Genomic DNA, 21,891 nt, shown 5'->3' with positions numbered 1-21,891 from the left:
TATTCATTAATTAAGGAGACGTAAGTCAGCCGTTATTTAACAGTGCATTTGCACAGTGTACTGATAAAATTGATAGTGCCGAATTCGATCGATTTTTTGTTCATGAGAATGATGATGTTGATTTATCTATGGCAGTGTCTGACGCTTTTATGTAGATAAGGCAATTTGTTAATATGCCGATAAGCCAAGTCGTCATCAGCGAGTTCTTTGTTCTTGGTTCGACTGTGTCTAGCAGATCGATATACACCGTTGGTCCGCTCTCAGAGTTGACCAAAATGGCTTTCATCTCGCTTATCTTACGGTCTCTGATGTCAAGAATGAGTTGTTTTTTCGGTAGGTCTGCAGCCCATCTCATTTTTTCGGTTTGCTTGTTCCTCTCTTTTCCGCCGATATATATTACATCCATTTCGATCTCACCCGAGAGATTAGCCAACTGGCCGGAGCACGCTTTGCGCCCGCGATGATGCAGATGCTATGTCGATGGCCGTGTGATATCCAGATCCTTTGCTGGCTGCTATCCAAATAGATGCTTTTGCAAGAAACATGCTGCAGGTAGAAGAAATACAGCCACTTGCGCAGAGGCACTTCGCTTCTTTCAAAGATGATACTGTATTTCACCGAATAGATTTTCCGGCAGTCCTTGCACTGAGAATATTATTTTCTGGTCTTCCGGATGCTGTGGTATTCGCTCGAGCATTTCAGACATGAGGGCTCTCCATCTTTCCAAAGCAGCATCTCAATGGAATCTTGATTGGAGGCTTTGTCTAGAAATCATTCGAAAATCTGTTGTACACTAGGGACGACAGGCTTGTCTTCCGAGTCGTTCATGGGATCATCTCCGCTTGGATGGTTTGGCTAACCAAGCCATTAAAACCATTGGAGAATATGCTCCCATGTAAGTACCATGTTTTTTATCTTTCGAGAATCGTCTTTCCGAAGATTGTCTTTCCTTAGAGCGTATCGATCTCGGTAGTTAATTTTATAAAATACACTCTCATCGGTTTTTATAAAGGATATGGCTTTCAAGTTAGATGGATTTCATCACTAACCGACTTCGACATCGGTTCCTATATCGCTTGTCGCATCATCGGCCGATGTTTTTGATTGCATAGATCGTTCGTTTGGCCGATGGGAGCGAATATATCGATCGCCGCCCCCTCGATATCAAGGTTCTTCATGATATCGAGGGGCTTGTAGAGAAGCGGATTTTTTTCCCCAGCGTAAGGTATATCCCGATTTATCCGCAAGATTGCGCGCAAATATAGAGGATTTGATGTCTCCGACAGCATGGAGACGATCCACTACTTCTTGTACATATTGTTTAAGAAGCGCTTCATCGATCCTACGAACTCTTAGGATGATCTTTCGCCTTGCGCTGCGGGGCATCCCGTATTTCAGTCGCCGTCCGATCCGCTCTCTATAAGCTTCGTCGCACTCTCTTCGAAGGCAGATATCGGGGTAGTGACCCCCGTCGGCGAGATCTCCTCCGCAAGCCCAGCAAATCCCCTCGGCCATGATGGCGAGATCGAAACCCATTTCATCTGCGACATTGATCGCATAGTTACACTCACCGGCATCGACGAGGCGCTCCGATTCTTGTTGCATCGATCTCCGAAGGAGGTTGATATGATTGAATCGCATGTTTTTTGCGATGTTCAATGCGCCTTGATAATCACCGACGTCGATGCGACGCTCGGCCACCAGCTGCACCGCATGCCGAACATGATAGAGGCTATCCAAGAAGGGGCTTTTATATTCGAGCGACCTGACGGTTTCATACTCGCCGGCCTCGACGCGGCGCTCGATCTCTTTTATCCGTTCAAGATCCAAAGGGACCATTATCGATAATTTTTCCATCGGTATTTTCTCCGTGCAAACGATCGATCCTTGAATGGAAATCGATAGCCGGTGTTCGTGAGCGGCGCGATGACAAGGTCGATCGATGATCCCGGCCAGGAAGACGATGGGCGTATTATCCGATTTTTGCCCTTCGAGTGCTTGGCGCTTTTCCGTATGGGCGCAGATCAAGCCGATGCTGTGGTGTAAAAAGGATGCTGATTCGTCGTTCGGGCGATGACGATATCGGTAGCCTCATGCGAAAAGAAGGTGGCTCCCACGGCACTCGACATTCGCGATCGAAGCCATGACGGGGCGATATCGTCGGGGGCGGGAGGGTGCGAACGATGCCCCCGGTGCTCGGGTTTCAGGTGGATCGATGATGGGGATTTCTCGGTATCGATGCCGGATTCGTCGACAAACTCCGTATGACGAGCGCCGATTCCGGTCTTTGGCTTGTCCCCGATGAGAGGCGGTCTTTTCTCGCACATCTTCGATGCAAGCGGCATCCGCTTGGGCTCGAAATCGCCTTCATCGACCGATTTCGGGCGCGATGAGGGCTCGATCACGGGCGATCCGGTACCGGGCGGATGGAGGAGGCTCCCAAGAGGGTGCGATTCCCGACTCTCGTTTTCGTTTGATCCAAAAGCGCAGATTGCCTTATAATGCGCTGCGCAAAATCCGAGTCGTCGAGCACTCGAAGCGTACGGCAAGCCTTCGTTGGTGATTGAAGGCATCCGTGTCCGATCATCGAGCATCGGGAAGCGGCGATGTGATGAAGTCGTCTTCCTTGGGCCTTCGGGTGGTGCAGGTGCAGGGCCTGCTCTTGGTGACGGTGGGTTTGGGGGCTTATCTGTGGGGTCCGCAAGGTGCGCTTTTTTCGGCATTGGTCGGGGCCTTCAATAGCCTCGTTCCCAGCGTCTACTTCGCGCACAAGGTCTTGCGATCCGAAGGAGGAAGTGCGAACGCCCTCGGACAATGGCTCAGGGCGGAGGTGGGGAAGATCGCGATCATCTGCGGGCTTTTTCTCGCCACTTTCTTGTTGTTGAAGGATTTGAACGTACCGGCGCTTTTTGCCGGCTTCATCACGGTGCATATCGGAGGGGTCATCGCCTCCATCGTGTTCTCGTCCACATCGAGAATCCGATGACTTGAATCACCGCTTGCAGACTTGAATGAAGCACTGATTGAGAAAGAGCGCAGATAATTTCCGAAATTTGCGCATGGTTCACGGAGCCCTTTGCCGCTCCTCAAGTTTTTGGATTCGAAGCGAAGAACCCGATGGCCGCTCAGACCTCCACCGAATATATCCAGCACCATCTGCAAAACCTCGCGCTCGGGGTTCACCCCGAGAATGGCTTCGGCTTCGCCCAAAGCGCCGCCGAGGCGAGGGAGATGGGCTTTTGGGCGATTCATGTCGATACCATGCTCTGGTCGGTGGGGCTAGGCGCGCTTTTTCTGTGGATTTTCCGCAAGGCGGCGCTCAAAGCGACGAGCGGGGTGCCCACGCCCTTCTTGAATTTCGTCGAGACGGTGATCGAATTCGTCGATCAGAATGTCCGCGGCACCTTCACGGCCAAGAACGATCTCGTGGCACCGATAGCCCTGACCCTCTTCGTCTGGATCCTGCTGATGAATACCATGGATCTGGTGCCGGTGGATTGGATCCCTCATTTGGCATACGTCCTGGGCGTTCCTTATATGAAGGTGGTGCCGACCACGGATCCGAATGCGACCTTCGGCCTTTCCCTTTCGATATTCGCGCTCACCATCTATTACAGCATCAAGGTGAAAGGCGCCAAGGGCTTTTTCGGCGAGCTGGCCTTCCAGCCCTTCCCCAAATTTCTCTTTCCCGTGAATCTCTTCTTGGAAGGGATCTCGCTGATATCCAAGCCGGTTTCGCTGGCATTGCGCCTGTTCGGAAACCTCTATGCGGGCGAGATGATCTTCATTCTCATCGCACTGCTTTACAGCGGTGGCCTATTTTGGGGGCTCGCAGGAGGGGCGCTGCAATGGGGGTGGGCGGTCTTCCACCTCTTGATCGTGACCTTGCAGGCCTTCATTTTCATGATCTTGACGATCGTCTATCTGGATATGGCGCATTCGCATCACTGATCATCAACGCTTCGTACTTTCGACCTTGTTTCGGGCATCGCCCGAAGATCGTGACAATCTCGACAGGAGATTAAAGAGATGGAAACAGCTCTGCTTTATATCGCCGGCGGCCTCATGCTCGGGATCGGTGCGGCCGGGGCCGCGGTCGGGATCGGCATCTTGGCGGCCCGCTTCATCGAGGGCATCGCCCGTCAGCCCGAGATGCTGGGCATGCTCCGCACCCAGTTTTTCATCATGATGGGTTTGGTGGACGCTTTGCCGATCATCGCGATCGCCATCGGTCTCTATGTGCTCTTTGCGGTGGTGGGCGGCTGATCCGCCACCAGAGGAATCGATATCATGAACATCAATATGACGCTGATCGGTCAGAGCATCGCGTTCGGGGTGTTCGTGTGGTTCTGCCTCAAATATGTTTGGCCCCCGATCCTCAATGCGTTGGAAGAGCGACGCACGAAGATCGCCGATGGTCTCGCCGCTGCCGAAGCCGGACAGAGGGCGAAGGCCCAAGCGCAGGTGCGGATCGAGCAGGAAGTCTCGGGGGCCAAAGAGCAGGCCCGCGAGATCATCGCCAACGCTCAGCGTCGTGCGGGAGAGATCGTCGATGAGGCCAAAGCCGATGCTCGGGTCGAGAGTGCCCGGATCATCGAGGCCGCGCAGGCGGAGATCGATCAGCAGACCCACCAAGCCCGCGAGGTTCTGCGCGGCGAGGTCGTGAATCTGGCGCTGGCGGGAGCCGAGCAGGTTCTCGGTCGGGAAGTCGATGCCGCCGCCCATGCCAAGGCTCTCGAGAGTCTGGCATCGCGACTTTGATTCGTCGGATCCATCGGTAAAAGGGAAGCGGAGGCGGAAATGGCGGAATCGGCGGGATTGGCGCGACCTTATGCGATCGCCGCTTTTCGGCAAGCGCAGGATGAGTCCGCTTTGGGTGAGTGGGGCCGGATGCTGGATTTGCTGGCAACCATCGCCTGCGATCCTTCCGTTCATGCCTTGATCGCGAATCCTCGGATCGATCGCGCCCGCTTGGTCGATCTCTTCATCGAGGTCGGCGGCGAGCATTTATCCGCGACCGGATGCAATTTCGTTCGGGTGATCGGGCATTACGGGCGTTTCGCCCTCTTGCCGGAGATCGCGCGGCTTTTCGAACGGGAGCGGGCGGCCCACGAGGGAAGGAGCGAGGTGCATGTCACCGGTGCCTTCGAACTCGACGAAGCGCAGCGCGCCGAGATCATCCAAGTGATGGAAAAGCATCTCGGCAAGAAGGTGAGCTTGGTTTTCGACTTGGATCCCGGTTTGATCGGCGGGGTCGTGATTCGCGCCGGAGACCTCGTGATCGATGCCTCGATCAGAGGGCGTTTGGGGCAGTTGGCCCAGTCGTTGGTGTGAGCGGTGCTGCGATCGACCGAAACTCCGATTCGCCGGTAGAAGGCCCAAGAGCAAAACCGACGATCGCAATGGCCAAGAACTTCTTTCGGATTCATCGAGATCCGGGGGGTTTAAGTCCGGTTCATCGGTTTCGAGTACTTGAAAGCAAGGCGCAGTGACGAGCGAACGACGAGTCGAAGCGCGATCGAAAAAGACCCTCGCGCAGCGAAAGAGATATTTTTTTCGGGCTTGCCCCGACGGCCCTTCGAACTTGAGCCGTCCATTCGCACCTACACATAGAGGTTTTGAGTCATGCAACTGACCGCGGCGGAAGTCAGCGATCTCATCAAGAAGAAGATCGAGAGTTTCGAGGTCGGCGTCGAGGCGCGCACGCAAGGGACCATCGTCTCCCTCACTGACGGCATCGCCCGCATCCACGGGCTCTCCGATGTCATGCAAGGCGAGATGGTCGAGTTTCCCGGAAATACATTCGGCCTCGCCCTCAACCTCGAGCGGGATTCGGTCGGGGTGGTGGTGATGGGCGACTACGGTCATATCGCCGAGGGCGACACCGTCAAATGCACCGGGCGCATCCTCGAAGTCCCGGTGGGCGAAGCCCTGTTGGGACGCGTGGTCAACTCCTTGGGTCAGCCGATCGACGGCAAGGGGGCGATCGAATCCGATGGAACCTCCCCCATCGAGAAAGTGGCCCCCGGGGTCATCACTCGCCAATCGGTGAACCAGCCGGTGCAGACCGGTTTGAAATCGATCGATGCGATGGTGCCGATCGGCCGCGGTCAGCGCGAGCTGATCATCGGGGATCGGCAAACCGGCAAGACCGCGGTCGCCATCGATGCCATCATCAACCAGAAGGGCAGCGGCATCAAGTGTATCTATGTCGCGATCGGGCAGAAGAATTCGTCGATCTCCGGGGTCGTGCGCAAACTCGAAGAGCACGGCGCGATGGAACATACCATCGTGGTCGCCGCTGCCGCATCGGAATCCGCGGCCTTGCAGTACATCGCCCCCTATTCCGGCTGCACCATGGGCGAGTATTTCCGGGATCGCGGTGAGGACGCGCTGATCATCTACGACGATCTCACCAAGCAGGCTTGGGCCTACCGGCAAGTTTCCTTGTTGCTGCGCCGGCCTCCGGGACGAGAGGCCTATCCCGGCGATGTTTTCTATCTCCATTCTCGGTTGCTCGAGCGGGCGGCTCGGGTCAACGAGAAATATGTCGAGGAGGCTACCAAAGGCGAGGTGAAGGGTCGCACCGGATCGTTGACCGCCTTGCCCATCATCGAAACCCAGGCCGGTGACGTCTCCGCCTTTGTTCCGACGAACGTCATCTCGATCACCGACGGCCAGATCTTCTTGGAGAGCGATCTTTTCAACTCCAACTTCCGCCCGGCGATCAACGCCGGTCTCTCGGTTTCCCGAGTCGGGGGTGCCGCTCAGACCGATATCATCAAGCGCCTGGGCGGCGGGGTGCGATTGGCGCTCGCCCAGTATCGGGAGTTGGCCGCTTTCGCGCAGTTCGCATCCGATCTGGATGACGCCACTCGCCGTCAGCTCGAGCGCGGTCAACGCATCATGGAAGTGATGAAGCAGCCGCAATACGCTCCCCTTTCCGTGGCCCACCAAGCGATGACGCTCTATGCGGTGGATCGGGGCTACCTCGACGATGTCGAACTCGAGCGGGCCGGGGCCTTCTCCAATGCCTTGATCTCCTACATGGACTCGAATCGCGCCGACCTCGTAAGCGCGGTCAACGCCGACCCGAAATGGGACGATAGCGTCGAATCCCGCTTCAAAGAGGCGGTCGAGGATTTCAAGGCGAATCACGCCTGGTAGGGCTTGGAATAAAGACCGCCCGACGGAGCGAAAGACATGGCCGGCGCCAAGGAAATCCGCACCAAAATCAAGAGCGTGCAAAACACGCAGAAGATCACTCGCGCGATGGAGATGGTCGCTGCGAGCAAGATGCGCAAAGCGCAGGAGCGGATGCGTGAGGCTCGCCCTTATGCCGAGCGAATGCGCAGCGTGATCGCGCATGTCAGCGCCGCCAACTCCGAATACCGTCACCCCTTTCTCGTTGCACGAGATGAGGTCAAGCGGGTCGGGTTCATCATCGTCTCTTCGGATCGCGGTCTTTGCGGGGGGCTCAACAACAATCTTTTCCGGCAAGCGGTGCGCGAACTGGATCGTTGGCGATCGGAAAAGGTCGAGAGCGATTTTTGCGTGATCGGCAACAAGGGCGGAGTTTTCTTCCGGCGCTTGGGAGTCAATCTGCTCGCCAGCACGGCCCATGTCGGGGATGCTCCCACGGTCGATGCCTTGGTCGGTACGGTCAAGGTGATGCTCGATGCTTATAGCGAAGGGCGGGTGGATAGAGTCTTTTTCATCTACAACAAATTCGTCAACTCGATGACCCAAAGTCCGGTGGTCGAGCAGCTTCTGCCTCGCCTGCCTTCCGATGAGGACGAGGTGCGGCATCGCTGGGATTATCTTTACGAACCCGATGCGAGGGATGTGCTCGATCACCTTCTCAACCGCTATATCGAATCGTTGGTATACCAAGGGGTGGTCGAGAATATCGCCTCCGAGCAGGCGGCTCGGATGGTGGCGATGAAGGCGGCTTCCGACAATGCCGGGGGCTTGATCGACGATCTGCAGCTGCAATACAACAAGGCGCGGCAGGCGTCGATCACCCAGGAACTATCCGAGATCGTCGGCGGGGCGGCGGCGCTCTGAAGCGGAAGCGATATCGGCGGCGATGGCGCCTTCGGGCGATGCAAGGAGCGATGCCAAGGAATGCCTCTGCATCGTGCGAGATGGATGGAATGACGATGTTTTGATGGCCGCAGGCGAGAAGATGGTCGCAGGCGAAACCGGTGAAACGGGCTTTTACCACCTGAGGGTGGGCAACGGAGACGAGATGATCAGCAAAAAGATTGGCGTTGTATCGGGGGCGCTTCTTTTGGGAGGTTGCGCGACTTTGACCACCGACGCGATGATGCCGGTCGCCTTTTCCTTCAGCGACGGATCGAGCGGACGGTGCGCTTTCGAGAACAAGAGAGGGCTTTGGGAAGCGGAGATTCCGGCCAATGTGTCGATCAGAAGATCCGACGATGTCCTCAAGTACCGATGCGAAACACAGGACAGCCGCCGCGCGATGGGCTCGATCCCGAGCACGATCAACACGAAAATCGTCGCCGGCGCCGTATTTTTCAGTTTGGGAATCATCGACGCCATCACTGACAAGCATCGGGATTATCCGAGCAGTTACGTGATTCCGATCAGAGCGAAGTGATGCCGATGCCGAGACACGATCGGGTCGAGACACGATGGTTCGAAACAATGGAATTCCTTCTTCGCCGAAGCGGGTATCGATCGGCGGAAAACCGGACGAGATGACGGGGCGCGCCTTCGGCGCATCAAGGAGATAAAGCATGAGTTCCGGAAATATCGTTGAAGTCATCGGTGCCGTCGTCGACGTGCAATTTCCGCGCAATGCGGTGCCCAAGGTCTACGACGCCCTCAAGGTCGAAAACGGTTTGACCTTGGAGGTGCAGCAGCAGATCGGGGATGGCGTGGTGCGTACCATCGCGATGGGATCCACCGACGGATTGCAGCGCGGGATCGGAGCCGAGAATACCGGCGCCCCGATTTCGGTACCGGTGGGCACGAAGACCCTCGGGCGCATCATGGATGTCCTGGGCACCCCGGTGGACGGCGCAGGCGAGGTCGGCGCCGAGGAGAGTTGGGCGATCCATCGCAAAGCCCCGAGCTATGTCGATCAGGCGGCGGCGGTGGAGATCCTCGAAACCGGGATCAAGGTCATCGATCTGATCTGCCCCTTCAACAAGGGTGGCAAGATCGGCCTCTTCGGCGGTGCGGGCGTGGGCAAGACGGTGACCTTGATGGAACTCATCCGCAATATCGCCATCGAGCACTCCGGCTATTCCGTTTTCGCCGGGGTCGGAGAGCGCACCCGCGAGGGCAACGACTTCTATCACGAGATGAAGGATTCCGGGGTGCTCGACAAGGTCGCCTTGGTCTACGGCCAGATGAACGAGCCCCCGGGCAACCGACTGCGGGTGGGATTGACCGGACTGACGATGGCCGAGTTCTTTCGCGACGAGGGCCGGGACGTTCTCTTCTTCGTGGACAATATCTACCGCTATACCCTCGCCGGCACCGAATGCTCCGCTTTGTTGGGACGCATGCCATCGGCCGTCGGATACCAGCCGACCTTGGCCGAGGAGATGGGAGTGCTGCAAGAGCGCATCACATCCACCAAGACCGGCTCGATCACATCGATCCAAGCGGTCTACGTGCCGGCGGACGATCTGACCGACCCTTCCCCCGCAACCACTTTCGCCCATCTCGATGCGACCTTGGTGCTTTCGCGTCAGATCGCGGAGCTCGGTATCTATCCTGCGGTCGATCCCCTCGATTCCACCAGCCGCCAGTTGGATCCTTTGGTGGTCGGCGCCGAGCATTACGAGGTTGCCAGACGAGTGCAGGGGATCTTGCAGCGATACAAGGAGCTGCGCGATATCATCGCCATCCTCGGCATGGACGAACTCTCCGACGAGGACAAGCAAGTGGTGGCGCGGGCGCGCAAAATCCAGCGCTTTCTCTCCCAGCCCTTCTTCGTGGCCGAGGTTTTCACCGGCTCCCCCGGAAAGTATGTCTCGCTCAAGGACACCATCGCGGGCTTCAAGGCGATCGCCGACGGCGAGATGGACGAATATCCGGAGCAGGCCTTCTACATGGTCGGCAATATCGAGGAAGTCAAGGAAAAGGCGAAGGAAATCTGATCCTCTTCGCCGCCTTCTCGGAGCCCTCCCATGCCATCCACGATCCGTCTCGATATCGTCAGTACCGAACGCGAACTCTTCTCCGGGGAGTGCGCGATGGTCATCGCCCCCGGGGTCATGGGCGAGCTCGGTATCATGCCGCGCCATTCCCCGTTGGTTACTCGCCTAAAGCCGGGGGAGGTGCGAGCCGAGCTGCCCCAGGGGGGTGAGGAGACCTTCTACATCTCCGGGGGGATTTTGGAAGTGCAGCCGCATGTGGTCACGATTCTCTCCGATACCGGTAATAGAGCCGAGGATCTGGACGAAGCCGCGGCGCTGGCGGCCCAAGAACAGGCCGAGCGAATGCTTGCGGATCGAGGCTCCGATATCGACGAGGCGAGGGCCAGAGCCGAGCTCGCCCAAGCCGCCGCCCAGCTGCAAGCGATTCGGCGTTTGCGCAATCGCCGTTAGGAATCTCGTTCGCTTTCAAAGTCGGGTGGTGGGCGCAGCGGCAAGCGCCGCACTCGCGTTCGCCTCGACCCGCTTTCGATCCGCCGCCGAGTCTTGCGCCAAAGCCCGACAACCGGGGCTTTGATCTTGCCCTTTGACGGCGGGCGATGCCGGATGCTTCTTCCCGCAGCGGATATTGGCGAGTCTCGGTGAAGGATGACGCCCGATCGAGATTGCCACCTTGGGCATATTTCAAGCCCGCCATCGGATCGGCTTCGAGCCGACGCCGTGTGATACAAGCGATCGGCTCGATACGAATCGCGCTGCGAAGCTCGAAGCCAAGTGCAGCGGCGATCCCCTTTTTTCCTCTCCCTTTTTTCTTCCCTCGCCCCGACGCCAACGATCTTCGAAGTCCGGCATGGCTGTTTCGGGATTCGCATCGGGCTCTTGAAAGGCAAGGTTTTGGTCATGAAGACGCCGCTGCATGTCGTCATCCTTGCCGCTGGCAAGGGGCGGCGGATGCGATCGAATCTGCCGAAGGTGCTTCACCTCTTGGCCGGTCGCCCCTTGCTGTCGCACGTAGTCGCCGCCGCTTGCGAGATCGATCCGACCCGAATTCACGTCGTCCACGGCCACCGCGGAGATCTTCTGCGCAAGGCCTTGGGCGATAGCGATATCGAGTGGGTCGAGCAAAAAGAGCAGCTCGGCACCGGACACGCCCTCGCGCAGGCCTTGCCCTCGATCCCCGACGAAGCCCTCGTCATGGTGCTCTACGGCGATGTGCCGCTGATCAGCCCTTCCACCTTGCGCAAGGCGATGGCCGCTCGCGACATCGACGGCGCTCGCGGCATCGCCTTGGTTACCTTGAAAGTGGACGATCCACACGGCTACGGGCGTATTTTGCGCGACGATCGCGGGCGGCTGATCAAGGTGATCGAGGAGGTGGATGCCAACGAGGAACAGCGCGGTATCCGCGAGATCAATACCGGGATTCTCACCGCCAGTGCCGGTATTTTGCGCCCCCGATTGCAAGGCGATTCCGCTTATCCCAACGCCCAAGGCGAGTGTTATCTCACCGATATCCTCGCCCGCGCGGCCGCCGACGGATACCTTGTGCGTACCGTTTCCCCGAAGACGACCGAGGAGGTGCTCGGAGTCAACGATCGGGTGCAACTGGCCCGGCTGGAAAGGTTCGAGCAGATGCGTATCGCCGAATCTCTGATGCGGGACGGGACGGGAATCGCCGACCCGGCTCGTATCGATATCAGAGGGAGGCTTCGCACCGGTATCGATGTCTTCATCGATATCGATACCGTATTCGAAGGCGAGGTCGTGCTCGAAGACGGTGTTCGCATCGGTCCTGGCTGCGTGATTAAAGATGCGACGATCGGCTATGAGACCGAGATCTTCGCCCATAGCGTCATCGAAGGGGCCGAGATCGGCGCCTCGTGCCGGATCGGCCCTTTCGCTCGTCTGCGCCCGAATTCCAGGATTTCGCACGAGGCTCGAATCGGGAATTTCGTCGAGATCAAGAACGGCGTGCTGGGGCGGGGGGCGAAGGCGAACCACCTGAGTTATCTCGGAGACGCCCGGATAGGGGCGAGAGCCAATATCGGCGCCGGGAGCATTACCTGCAACTACGATGGTGCGAATAAACATCCGACGGTGATCGGGGACGGAGCCTTCGTCGGGTCGGGGGTGATGTTGGTGGCACCGATCACCGTCCACCGAGGTGCGACCATCGGTGCGGGATCGACCATCACCAAAGACGCCCCGCCCGATACCCTCACCCTCTCCCGCGCTCCCCAAAGGAGCCTCAAGAGTTGGCGGCGCAAAGCCCCGCCCGAAAAGGGCGATCCGTCTTTGCCCGAGGGTTTTTCCGATCCCGATTCCAGATCCGGCCCCGATTCCGGCTCTTAGACCTCCTTATCTCTCCCCGACATCGTTTACTTCATTGCAACGCTCGGTGATAATATCGGGTCATTCGAAAAGCATCGGATTTTAGGTCATGCCAAGCGTCAATCCGAAAATCCTCGTCTGGGCTCGGGAAACAGCCGGTCTTACGCTAGATGAGGCGGCGAAAAAACTCGCAATCAAGGGTAGTACGCGGTCGATTTTGAATCCGAACCCGATCCAAGATCTGATCCCGGTATTCAAACTCGCCGATAACGGTCGACCCTTCCATCGAAGCGCTGGATAGTAATACCGGATCATTGAAAAAGCATCGGACTCAAGTCATGCGGAGTGTCAATCCGAAGATTCTCGTCTGGGCTCGTGAAACAGCTGGGTTGACGCGCGAGGAGGCGGCGAAAAAACTCGGGGTAAAGAGCGCCCGCGGACGATCGGCGATCGAGAGGATGGAAGATCTCGAGTGCGCCAAAGAAAAGCCCACTTGGGCCATGATCTCCAAAATGTCGAAGGCTTATCATCTTCCGCTGGTGGTTTTCTATCTATCCGATATCCCGCCGCCCGGTGATTGTGGCGAGGATTTTCGCGCCCTGCCGAAGAAGCCGGATCGAAAGGCCCAAGGGCTGATCGACGCCGCCGTGCGCGATATGCACGCCAGACAAAGTATTTTGCGCACATCTTTGGAAGATATCGACGAGGCCGAACCTCTTCCCTTCATCGGATCGGTGAAAGCGTTTCGAAGCGGTCATCGAAAAGATATCGAGCGTGTCGCCGATTCGATTCGCAAGACCCTCGCCTTTGACCAAAAGCGTTTTCGCTCGAAAGCGAATGCCAAAGAAGGCTTTGCCTATTTGCGCGAAAGAGCCGAGGAGGCCGGGATTTTCGTGATCTTGATCGCCAATCTCGGGAGTTGGCATACCGCCCTCGATGTCGAACTCTTTCGCGGATTCGTCATCGCCGATTCGGTTGCCCCCTTGGTGGTGATCAATGCCAACGATTCCCCGAGCGCTCAATCGTTTACCTTGGTGCATGAGCTGGCTCATCTTTGGATCGGATCGCACGGTATCAGCGCAGGTGCGATGGAAGGCAACGAAGGTATCGAGAGATTTTGCAACGAGGTGGCGAGCGAATTTCTGGTTTCTCAGCCCGAAATAGACGAACTGGAACTTACCATCAATACTCCCTTCGATGAGGTCAAGGAGAAGATCGATAAGTTCGCCACGGAAAGAAAAATCAGTCGCACGATGGTGGCGTTGAGGCTCTATCGCAGCGATTCGATCAAAGTGCAGGTCTATCGAAAACTCGCCGGCGAATTCAAAAGAATGTTTCTTGAGGGCAAGAAGAGAGAGAGAAGCGGGGAGAGAAAAGAAGGAGGACCGAGTTACTATGTATTGACCAAGCAGCGCTTGGGATCGAATTTGATCGATCTCGTCGATCGCATGATGGGTGAGGAGAGTCTCTCGGTTAATAAAGCGGCAATTGTCTTGGGTGTCAAGGCACTTAAAGTACGAAGGCTGATCAGAGAATCTCAGGCGAGATCTATTTCTTGAAATAGGGAGATTGAGGTGATGCTTTATCTTGTAGACTCATCTATTTTTATAGATGCCAAGGATCGGTATTATCAGGTTGACCGGGTACCTGAATACTGGAGATGGCTTGAAATCCAAGCGACTGAGGGGAGAGTTAAAGTTCCTCGGAGGATATTCGAGGAAATCGCCGAAAAACCGGACGAAGATGACCCTCTTGTCGTATGGGCAAAGCGAAATGAGGGAATTCTTCTTTTGAGAGAACCCTTACCCGATAAGGAATTCGACGAAGTAATAGATAAGGGTTACGCTCCTGATTTGAGGTTGCAAGAATATAAAAAGATAGGTGGAGATCCTTTTTTAATTGCACATGCTTTGGTAAATAAAAAAGATCGTACCGTAGTAACTAGCGAAGCCTCAAGGTCCAAGACAATACGTGCCAATCGCAAAATTCCCGATGTATGCAAGACCTTGGGCGTTCAGTGTTGCGAACAATGGGATTTGATTGAATCTCTCGATTTTCGCACCGATTTCGACAAGCGGTGACGATGCTTTCGCTAGAGTTCGTTATCGAATATAGCCCAGCCCTCGTGGTCATTTCCCCGGCGATTCATTGAGTCGTCGACGCAAGTCGGCAAGGTCTCGTTCCAAGCGTTCCACCACTTCGAGGGCTTCTTTCTTTTCGCTGCTGTTTTGGCGATCGAGGATATCGAGTTCCTGCATGGCGGAGACGATGATGCCGATGAATAGATTGAGGATGGTGAAGGCCCCGAAGATGATGAAGGACATGAAAAAAGCCAGTGCCCATGGGTGGGTTTTCATGACCGGTCCGACGATTTCATTGGACCAATCGTCCAAGGTCATGATCTGGAAGAGGGAGTAGATCGAATTGCCCAAGTGTCCGAATAATTCGGGGTGGATCAAGCCGAAAAACCCGGTGGCCATGACTGCGGAGATATAAAGGAAGAATATCATCAAAAGGCCGATCGCTCCGACACCGGGTAGAGCGCGCAGAAAAGCCCTCACGACTCGGCGCAATGAAGGAAGGGCGGAAATCACTCGGAAGAGGTGCAATGCGCGTAAGCCACGCAGAGCCGAGGCCGGCCCGCTCGAGGCCAAGAGGGCTATGGCAACCACCACGATATCGAAGATATCCCAACCCCTTTTGAACATCTCCGAGCCCCGGGCCAATCCTTTTAGTATGAGTTCGATCACGAAGATTCCGATGCAGATTCCATTTGCGATATCCAATAACCCCGATACGCCCTCATCTTTCCCCGCGGGCGTCGCCTGAATCCCCAAAATCACCAAATTGATGGCGATGATGCCGATAACGAAGTGATTCATCGAATTGGAATCCAACTGCGTTTTCAGCTTTTCCCGCCAAGGTGGGTTGGCGTAGGGCACGCTCGATCGATGATCTTTCGTATTCATGCTGGGGGCTTCCGTCGATGGGGTTGGTGGGGTTCTTCGATGACTCCCGGTGGGGAGCAGCCTGCTTTTCACGGTGCCAAGGGGTGTGCTACTGCCCCTTCGCCAGCCTCGAGATCGGCGATTTGGAGTGCGCTTTCGATCCCGTGGCGGTGCGGCAATTGTGCCGAAAGCAGGGATTGTGCATCGAAAGAATGTCGGACTTGGCGATGATCCTATCGATGCAAGGCATTTCGGGAATATTAATTCCTTTTTCCGATCACGCATTCCGATCGCATCGACCGGGGTCAAGGTGAAAGACGATCTCTTGGGTGATGTGGGGCGAGGGATGGGCCGAGGCTTCGAATGCTCGTCGAGGTTCCCGCCTTTGAGCGGGGTTAGGCGACCATCGGTACGGTGATCCTTGCCGGTCAATGAGCGGATCGCTTCTGTCAGCCCCGAAGCGATGGTCTATCCGGCTCGATCGCCGGGCGAGGAGAGCAAAAGGGGATCGCAAAGCGGGGTGACAGCCGATGTGCGGTTTTTGAAAGCATCTAAGGAGCTAGCGTTCGAGTCGGCGGCGGAAAACGAGGGTCCCAAGCGGTGCCTGCGATGGATCTGCATATCGCCGCTGTCGATAACACCGGCGTGGAGCGCAGGGGTGACGAAAGCGTTCCGCGACCTAAGGGTCGATCGGACTCGACACGAGTGGAGCGAACGCTCACTTCTTCTTCGTCGAAGCCTGCGCTTGACTACCCGCACAAGCCGAAATTGCCTTGACGCTCGTACCGACATCGATCCCGATCAAGCCCGAGGAGCCCGCCTTTTGCTCGTCGGTCTCGTGAAGAAAGTCCGATCGCTTCACCATCGAAGCGCAAGACGATGGCGTGTCGAAAAGCGAGGATCGATTCGGAGCCCGCAACGGTGCTCATCGCCGCTATCGATAATACCGCCGAGAGTGCAAAGGTGCCGGGGGCGGCTCCACCGACGAAGGATCGAACGGATTCGACACGAGCGTAGCGAGCGCTCACTTCTACGTTGTCGGAGCCGACGCTCACCACGACGCAAGCCGAAGCTGCCTCGGCGCCTATCTCGATATCGAGCCCGACAGAGCCCGATCGAGTCCGAGGATATCGCCTCCTCCCTAATGGTCACGCCGGGCGGTAGCCGAAGCGGGAATCCCTGAGATCCCGCTCGGAATCAGTACCTGAGTCGGTGGATGAATCGAATCTTGAAGCGGAGCCCATCATCGAGCCCTTCGCCGCAGTCGTCGATGCGGGCGTTCTCGAGGTCGTTTCACCGTCGAGGGTGCTATGGGAGCATTCGATCCAAGCGGAGCGAGCGCTCACTTTTTTATCGAAACCCCTCGTCCGCAAGGGCACGGGATGAAATCGCCATCCCCATCGCCCCTGACGGAGTCCGATGAGATCGCTTCCTCCTTGCTCGCATCGTCGGAGAAACCGATGCCGAAAGCGCCTGCTCGCTTTGCGATCAAGACGGATAGAGCGGTGAGGTGCCGACGATATGGTGCCGACGATGAGGCGATCGAGTCGAGCGTTTCGATAGCGCATCCCTCAGTGCCGGCTGGGTTTTACCCGAATCGAGGGGGCGGCGATTTTACGCTCTTCGATATCGTGCCCCCTGAGAGGGATCGAAGATCGAATTCCCCGACTCTTCGGGAAGTGCGGCTGTGCTCGCACGGCCTTGCGCCTTTCAGGTTTGGGGTTTGGGGGGCGATGGGTACAATTCCCGGATAGGATCGAGGGCAAGCGAGATCGAGGCATCGATGTAATCGCCGCCGGCGCTCGTCCGCTTCGGCGATTCGCTTTTTTCGGGATCGAGATCCGCAGTGGGATCGATGAGCCACTGCTTGGAAGAACTCCTTGTCGCAAAGGATCGTGTCGATAATGGATCGCGTCGAATGCATCGTGATCGGGGGCGGGGTGATCGGCCTTGCGGTGGCGCGGGCTCTGGCTCGCCGCGGCAAGGAGGTGGTCGTCCTCGAGCGGCATGCGGTGATCGGCTCGGAGACGAGTTCGCGCAATTCAGGGGTGATCCACGCCGGTCTTTACTATCCCGCAGATAGCCTGCGGGCGCGATTTTGCGTTGCCGGTCGACACGCGCTCTATGATTTTTGCGCATCGCACGGGGTATCCCATGCCAAGGTCGGCAAACTGGTGGTGGCGACCGAGGAGGATCAGCTCGAGCCCTTGGATGCCCTGATCGAGCGTGCTCGCGGCAACGGTGTCGACGATCTCGAGCGTCTCGACCCCCAAGAGGCGTGCGCCCTCGAGCCCCTTCTTGTTTGTCGGGGAGCCTTCCTGTCGCCCTCGACCGGGATCGTGGATGTGCACGAGTACATGCTCGCCCTCGAGGGAGAGGCGCAATCCTTAGGCGCTTTGGTGGCGCTGGAGAGCCCTTGTCTCGGCGGCGCGGTCACCGATGGGGGAATTCGTATCGACATCGGCGGGCGTGATCCTGCGAGTCTGGTCGCGCAAATCGTGGTCAACGCTGCGGGCTTGGGTGCCCAAGAGGTCGCGCGCAATATCGAGGGACTGGATTTTGCGCATATCCCGCCCCTTCACTACGCGAAAGGGAATTATTTCTCTTTGACGGGTCCCTCCCCCTTTTCGCATCTGATCTATCCCATGCCCTCGGGAGCGTGGCTCGGGGTGCATGTCGGGCTGGATCTCGGCAACCGATGTCGCTTCGGGCCGGATTTGCACTGGGTCGACAATATCGATTACGACGTGGATATCGCCGAAGCGGGAAATTTCGCGGCCTCGATCCGGCGCTATTACCCGGCGCTCGGCGACGATGCGCTCCAACCCGACTACACCGGTATCCGCCCCAAGATCTACGGCCCCGGCCAACAGGCCGCGGATTTCATGGTCCAGTGCGTCGACACCCACGGAATCGACGGGCTGGTGAACCTGTTCGGAATCGAATCCCCGGGGTTGACCTCGTCGCTTGCGCTTGCCGAAGAGGTGGCGGATCGAGTCGGGGCGTGATTCCTCCCCGACCATCGGCATGCCACGCCATCGGCACCCTTCATTTTGCCGGTTTGACCATGTTGCCGAGGCTGCGACCGCCGATCAGATGCAAATGCAGATGGAAGACTTCTTGGTTCCCGTCCTTGTTGCAGTTGATAATCAGCCGATACCCGCTTTCGGCGATGCCTTCGCGTTTCGCGATATCGCGAGCGGCGAGCAGCATTTTGCCGGCCAAGGCCTCGTCGCCGTCCTCGAGATCGTTGACGGTGGGGATCTCCCTGTTCGGTACGATCAGAATATGGGTGGGCGCAGCCGGATTGATATCGCGAAATGCGGTGAGATGATCGTCCTGATAGACGATATCGGCGGGCAAGGAACCTTCGATGATCTTCGAGAAAATCGTGGACATGCGCTTGCTCTCTTCGGTGGATGTTCAGTCGATGAAGCGGGCATCGGAAAAAGACCTTCCCCGAAAAAAACCCGCAGGCGGCGATCCATGGCAATCCATGACGATTCACGGGAGATCATATCCTGCGATCTTTTTCGTGCCGGTAAAAGCGGCATGAGCCGGGAAAAGCGCGCGATCGGGTCGATGCGATTCATCGGATGCGATATTGCGACATGAAGTGCGGCCGGCCCCTTCGCATTCCTTCTTTCTTTTGAAAAACCGATAACAGATGGAGACGAGCCATGTCCGATACCGGAAAACTTCCCATCCTCGACCATTTCATCGACGGCAAGCGGACGGCGGGGGCGGGCAACCGCTTCGGCGATATCCACGACCCCGCCGGCGGGCAAGTGCAAGCCCATGTTCCCTTTGCCACTCCCGCCGAGGTCGACGCCGCGGTGCAAGCGGCGAGCACCGCCCTTCCCGCATGGTCTCGAACCCCGCCCTCGCAGCGAGCGCGCATCCTTTTTCGCTATCGCGATCTGCTGGAATCCCATCGCGACGAGTTGGCGCGTCTTTGCGCATCCGAGCACGGCAAGACCTTGGACGATGCCCGCGGCTCCGTCACTCGAGGCATCGAGATCGTCGAATTCGCTTGCGGGATCCCGCAGCTGCTCAAGGGGGAGATCAACGAGAACGTCGCCGGCGGGGTCGACAGCTATAGCCTTCGCCAACCGCTCGGGGTGTGCGTCGGCATCACCCCCTTCAACTTCCCGGCGATGGTGCCGATGTGGATGTATCCGATCGCGCTGGCTTGCGGCAATACCTTCGTTTTGAAGCCCTCGGAAAAGGATCCCTCCTGCGGTCTGCGATTGGCGGAACTGGCGGTCGAGGCCGGGATCCCTGCGGGCGTGCTCAATGTCGTCAACGGCGACAAGGAGACCGTCGATGCCTTGCTGAATCATCCGGATGTGGCCGCGGTGAGTTTCGTCGGATCCACTCCGATTGCCGAGTATGTCCACCGAACCGGGACCGCCGCGGGCAAGCGAGTGCAAGCGCTGGGCGGGGCGAAAAACCATCTGGTGGTGATGCCCGATGCCGATATGGAACAGGTCACCGACGCCTTGATCGGAGCCGCTTACGGATCGGCGGGAGAGCGCTGCATGGCGGTCTCGGTCGCGGTCGCCGTCGGCGAGGATACCGCCGATGCGCTGATCGATCGGCTCAAACCCCGAGTCGAATCCTTGAAGATCGGACCTTTCGACGGCGAAGGGGTGGAAATGGGGCCTTTGGTAACCAAAGAGCATCGGGACAAGGTCAAAGGCTATGTCGATAGCGGCGTCGCCGAGGGTGCGGATCTGGTAGTTGACGGACGCCAAGTGAAAGTGCCCGGGCACGAAGAGGGCTTTTTCATCGGCGGCTGCATTCTCGATCGCGTCACCCCGCAGATGAAGGTGTACAAAGAAGAAATCTTCGGACCGGTGCTGAGCGTGGTGCGAGCCAAGGACTACGAAGAGGCGGTGCGACTGGTCAACGAGCACGAACTGGGGAACGGAGCGGCGATCTTCACCCGCGACGGCGATGCCGCCCGAGACTTCACCCATCGCGTGGAAATCGGCATGGTCGGAGTCAACGTCCCCATCCCGGTGCCGACCGCCTATTACAGCTTCGGGGGCTGGAAGCGCTCCCTCTTCGGCGACCACTCGATGCACGGCCCCGAGGGCGTACGCTTCTTCACCCGCTTGAAGACCGTGACCTCCCGCTGGCCCTCCGGCATCCGAGAAGGCGCGGTCTTCAACTTCAAACGCAGCACGGAGGCTTGACGGCGCAAGAAGCGGATACATGATATGCACTTGTATCTTCGCTAGTAATATCCATCGCCCCGGCCTAACGGATTTTTTGAGGCGGGAGGTGAGATTCGGTGACGAGATGGGTGCGGATGATCGCCCGAAGAGAGACTGTCCATTCCCAATGCATGGACTTTATATGTAAAATCACACGAAGGAATGCGTGATGACTCTTGAGAAATCTGCCGAGGATGATGGACAGATGACAGATCTTGCAAGGCCGATCAGAAAACACTTCTCTCATGGTGCTCGGCCGTACAGTGCGTTGATCGATATCATGTGTGAAGCCCCCGAGTGGAACACACGGCAATGCAGGCGTGACTTGTTTCTCTCTCGGTTGGCCAGTACCGGCAAGAATCCCTATAAGAGATATACCCAGTCTCCTTTGCGCTATGCGGGCGGCAAAAGTCTTGCCGTTGGCCTTATCGTAGAATCAATACCTGCTAACATAGAAATGGTCGTATCACCTTTTATGGGAGGCGGATCGGTTGAGATCGCTCTTGCGCGTGAACTGGGGTTGCCGGTGATCTCATATGATATCTTTGCGATTCTCTGCCAGTATTGGCAGGTGCAGATCAGTAAGCCGGAAGAGTTGGCGGATACGCTCATGCAGTGGCAGCCGAGCCAAGATACTTACAAGGAAGTAAAAGATCGCCTTAAGTCGCACTGGCGAGGAGAGTGTAAGATAAAGGACAAGACTCTCTTGGCGGCTCACTATTGGCCTATCTTATGGCCCGGGTTTTCTGGGCTGGATATCAAAAATATACGAATGTCCCAATAGATATAAGCGTCTCGTTGATAAAGTGCGTCACTTCGATGCGAAGAGTCTAAAGGTTAGGCAAGGATCGTTCGAAAAGTCATTGCCACAGCACAAAGGTGATTTTCTATATTGCGATCCTCCCTACTATCTGCATGGAAACAGCAAGATGTTTCGAGGTATTTATCCTCAGAGGAATTTCCCGGTTCATCATGATGGATTCGATCATCGAGCATTACGCGATCTACTTTTGGATCATGAAGGTGGTTTCTTGATGTCCTATAACGATTGTGATGTCATCCGAGAATGGTACTCATCTTGTGACATTCGTCGGGTTGAGTGGCAATATACGATGGGACAAGGCGAGACGAGAATCGGAAAGAATCGTATTAATAATGGGACATTTAATAACGTGAAAGATTCTCATGAGATTCTGATCTTTAGAGGATCAAAAAAATGAATTTGCCAGAAAAAGTATATCCTTTGAGGCGGGA

22 protein-coding genes are annotated in these 21,891 nt (G+C 56.9%); 17 read left to right on the top strand and 5 right to left on the bottom strand.

What is annotated here, in order from left to right:
- Positions 1 to 1,164: 1,164 nt before the first annotated feature.
- Entirely contained in the window at positions 1,165 to 1,857 is a 693-nt protein-coding gene (locus tag BF99_RS0104890) for a hypothetical protein (protein WP_156013170.1), read from the bottom strand.
- 718 nt (positions 1,858 to 2,575) lie between these two features.
- Here BF99_RS0104890 and BF99_RS21840 point away from each other — a divergent pair.
- From BF99_RS21840 to BF99_RS0104830, 10 genes are all read left to right on the top strand, one after another.
- Positions 2,576 to 2,986 (top strand): ATP synthase subunit I, encoded by a 411-nt coding sequence (locus tag BF99_RS21840; RefSeq protein ID WP_156013169.1) that lies wholly within the window; start codon positions 2,576 to 2,578, stop codon positions 2,984 to 2,986.
- Between the two features lie 131 nt (positions 2,987 to 3,117).
- On the top strand, positions 3,118 to 3,951 hold the full coding sequence (gene atpB / locus BF99_RS0104870) for a F0F1 ATP synthase subunit A (protein WP_025769992.1): 834 nt from the start codon (positions 3,118 to 3,120) through the stop codon (positions 3,949 to 3,951).
- Between the two features lie 78 nt (positions 3,952 to 4,029).
- Positions 4,030 to 4,266 (top strand): F0F1 ATP synthase subunit C, encoded by a 237-nt coding sequence (atpE, locus tag BF99_RS0104865; RefSeq protein WP_025769991.1) that lies wholly within the window; start codon positions 4,030 to 4,032, stop codon positions 4,264 to 4,266.
- A 24-nt stretch (positions 4,267 to 4,290) separates the two neighbouring features.
- A complete protein-coding gene (locus BF99_RS0104860) occupies positions 4,291 to 4,761 on the top strand; it encodes a F0F1 ATP synthase subunit B (protein WP_025769990.1) in 471 nt (156 codons plus the stop codon).
- 39 nt (positions 4,762 to 4,800) lie between these two features.
- Positions 4,801 to 5,334 carry a F0F1 ATP synthase subunit delta gene (locus BF99_RS0104855; protein ID WP_025769989.1) on the top strand — a complete coding sequence of 178 codons (534 nt, stop codon included), beginning with the start codon at positions 4,801 to 4,803 and terminating at the stop codon, positions 5,332 to 5,334.
- Positions 5,335 to 5,625: 291 nt separating this feature from the next.
- Complete coding sequence (gene atpA, locus BF99_RS0104850; RefSeq protein ID WP_025769988.1) at positions 5,626 to 7,167, top strand: F0F1 ATP synthase subunit alpha; 1,542 nt, start codon at positions 5,626 to 5,628, stop codon at positions 7,165 to 7,167.
- 36 nt (positions 7,168 to 7,203) lie between these two features.
- Positions 7,204 to 8,067 carry a F0F1 ATP synthase subunit gamma gene (gene atpG / locus BF99_RS0104845; protein WP_025769987.1) on the top strand — a complete coding sequence of 288 codons (864 nt, stop codon included), beginning with the start codon at positions 7,204 to 7,206 and terminating at the stop codon, positions 8,065 to 8,067.
- Between the two features lie 22 nt (positions 8,068 to 8,089).
- Positions 8,090 to 8,626, top strand: coding sequence for a hypothetical protein (locus tag BF99_RS0104840; RefSeq protein ID WP_025769986.1), 537 nt, complete (start codon positions 8,090 to 8,092; stop codon positions 8,624 to 8,626).
- A gap of 139 nt (positions 8,627 to 8,765) precedes the next feature.
- Positions 8,766 to 10,139 carry a F0F1 ATP synthase subunit beta gene (atpD, locus tag BF99_RS0104835; protein ID WP_025769985.1) on the top strand — a complete coding sequence of 458 codons (1,374 nt, stop codon included), beginning with the start codon at positions 8,766 to 8,768 and terminating at the stop codon, positions 10,137 to 10,139.
- Between the two features lie 30 nt (positions 10,140 to 10,169).
- Positions 10,170 to 10,589, top strand: coding sequence for a F0F1 ATP synthase subunit epsilon (locus tag BF99_RS0104830; RefSeq protein WP_025769984.1), 420 nt, complete (start codon positions 10,170 to 10,172; stop codon positions 10,587 to 10,589).
- A gap of 15 nt (positions 10,590 to 10,604) precedes the next feature.
- On the opposite strand, the gene BF99_RS0104825 is transcribed toward BF99_RS0104830, so the two are convergent.
- Positions 10,605 to 10,808: a hypothetical protein gene (locus BF99_RS0104825; protein ID WP_156013168.1), complete on the bottom strand. Its 204-nt coding sequence runs from the start codon at positions 10,806 to 10,808 to the stop codon at positions 10,605 to 10,607.
- Between the two features lie 228 nt (positions 10,809 to 11,036).
- Between BF99_RS0104825 and glmU the strand changes: the two genes are divergently transcribed.
- The 3 genes from glmU (at position 11,037) to BF99_RS0104800 (ending at position 14,548) form a co-directional block, all read left to right on the top strand.
- The gene (glmU, locus tag BF99_RS0104815) at positions 11,037 to 12,488 is read left to right on the top strand and encodes a bifunctional UDP-N-acetylglucosamine diphosphorylase/glucosamine-1-phosphate N-acetyltransferase GlmU (protein WP_025769981.1); all 1,452 of its coding nucleotides are present in this window, start codon (positions 11,037 to 11,039) and stop codon (positions 12,486 to 12,488) included.
- A 317-nt stretch (positions 12,489 to 12,805) separates the two neighbouring features.
- A complete protein-coding gene (locus BF99_RS0104805) occupies positions 12,806 to 14,026 on the top strand; it encodes an XRE family transcriptional regulator (RefSeq protein ID WP_025769979.1) in 1,221 nt (406 codons plus the stop codon).
- Positions 14,027 to 14,044: 18 nt separating this feature from the next.
- Positions 14,045 to 14,548 carry a DUF4411 family protein gene (locus BF99_RS0104800; RefSeq protein ID WP_025769978.1) on the top strand — a complete coding sequence of 168 codons (504 nt, stop codon included), beginning with the start codon at positions 14,045 to 14,047 and terminating at the stop codon, positions 14,546 to 14,548.
- Positions 14,549 to 14,596: 48 nt separating this feature from the next.
- Here the strand turns inward: BF99_RS0104800 and BF99_RS0104795 are convergent, their stop codons facing one another.
- Together BF99_RS0104795 and BF99_RS22785 are read right to left on the bottom strand one after the other, a co-directional pair.
- On the bottom strand, positions 14,597 to 15,436 hold the full coding sequence (locus BF99_RS0104795) for an ion transporter (protein WP_025769977.1): 840 nt from the start codon (positions 15,434 to 15,436) through the stop codon (positions 14,597 to 14,599).
- A gap of 1,127 nt (positions 15,437 to 16,563) precedes the next feature.
- A complete protein-coding gene (locus BF99_RS22785; protein WP_156013165.1) occupies positions 16,564 to 16,761 on the bottom strand; it encodes a hypothetical protein in 198 nt (65 codons plus the stop codon).
- A gap of 558 nt (positions 16,762 to 17,319) precedes the next feature.
- Here BF99_RS22785 and BF99_RS0104760 point away from each other — a divergent pair.
- Positions 17,320 to 18,423, top strand: a complete 1,104-nt coding sequence (locus BF99_RS0104760; protein WP_025769973.1) for an NAD(P)/FAD-dependent oxidoreductase — start codon at positions 17,320 to 17,322, stop codon at positions 18,421 to 18,423.
- 40 nt (positions 18,424 to 18,463) lie between these two features.
- Here BF99_RS0104760 and BF99_RS0104755 read toward each other — a convergent pair whose 3' ends face one another.
- Positions 18,464 to 18,814, bottom strand: a complete 351-nt coding sequence (locus tag BF99_RS0104755; RefSeq protein ID WP_025769972.1) for a histidine triad nucleotide-binding protein — start codon at positions 18,812 to 18,814, stop codon at positions 18,464 to 18,466.
- A 281-nt stretch (positions 18,815 to 19,095) separates the two neighbouring features.
- Between BF99_RS0104755 and BF99_RS0104745 the strand changes: the two genes are divergently transcribed.
- The 3 genes from BF99_RS0104745 to BF99_RS23985 all read left to right on the top strand — a co-directional run bounded on the left by BF99_RS0104745 (position 19,096) and on the right by BF99_RS23985 (position 21,857).
- Positions 19,096 to 20,616 carry a CoA-acylating methylmalonate-semialdehyde dehydrogenase gene (locus BF99_RS0104745; RefSeq protein ID WP_025769971.1) on the top strand — a complete coding sequence of 507 codons (1,521 nt, stop codon included), beginning with the start codon at positions 19,096 to 19,098 and terminating at the stop codon, positions 20,614 to 20,616.
- 190 nt (positions 20,617 to 20,806) lie between these two features.
- Entirely contained in the window at positions 20,807 to 21,421 is a 615-nt protein-coding gene (locus BF99_RS23310) for a DNA adenine methylase (RefSeq protein ID WP_197019043.1), read from the top strand.
- A gap of 22 nt (positions 21,422 to 21,443) precedes the next feature.
- Positions 21,444 to 21,857 (top strand): DNA adenine methylase, encoded by a 414-nt coding sequence (locus BF99_RS23985; RefSeq protein WP_197019042.1) that lies wholly within the window; start codon positions 21,444 to 21,446, stop codon positions 21,855 to 21,857.
- The last annotated feature ends 34 nt before the right edge of the window (positions 21,858 to 21,891 follow it).

Origin of the sequence: Thioalkalivibrio sp. HK1 (assembly GCA_000583135.1) — a bacterium.
Classification (GTDB): Bacteria; Pseudomonadota; Gammaproteobacteria; order HK1; family HK1; genus HK1.
This window is presented reverse-complemented; position numbering and strand designations above follow the sequence as displayed.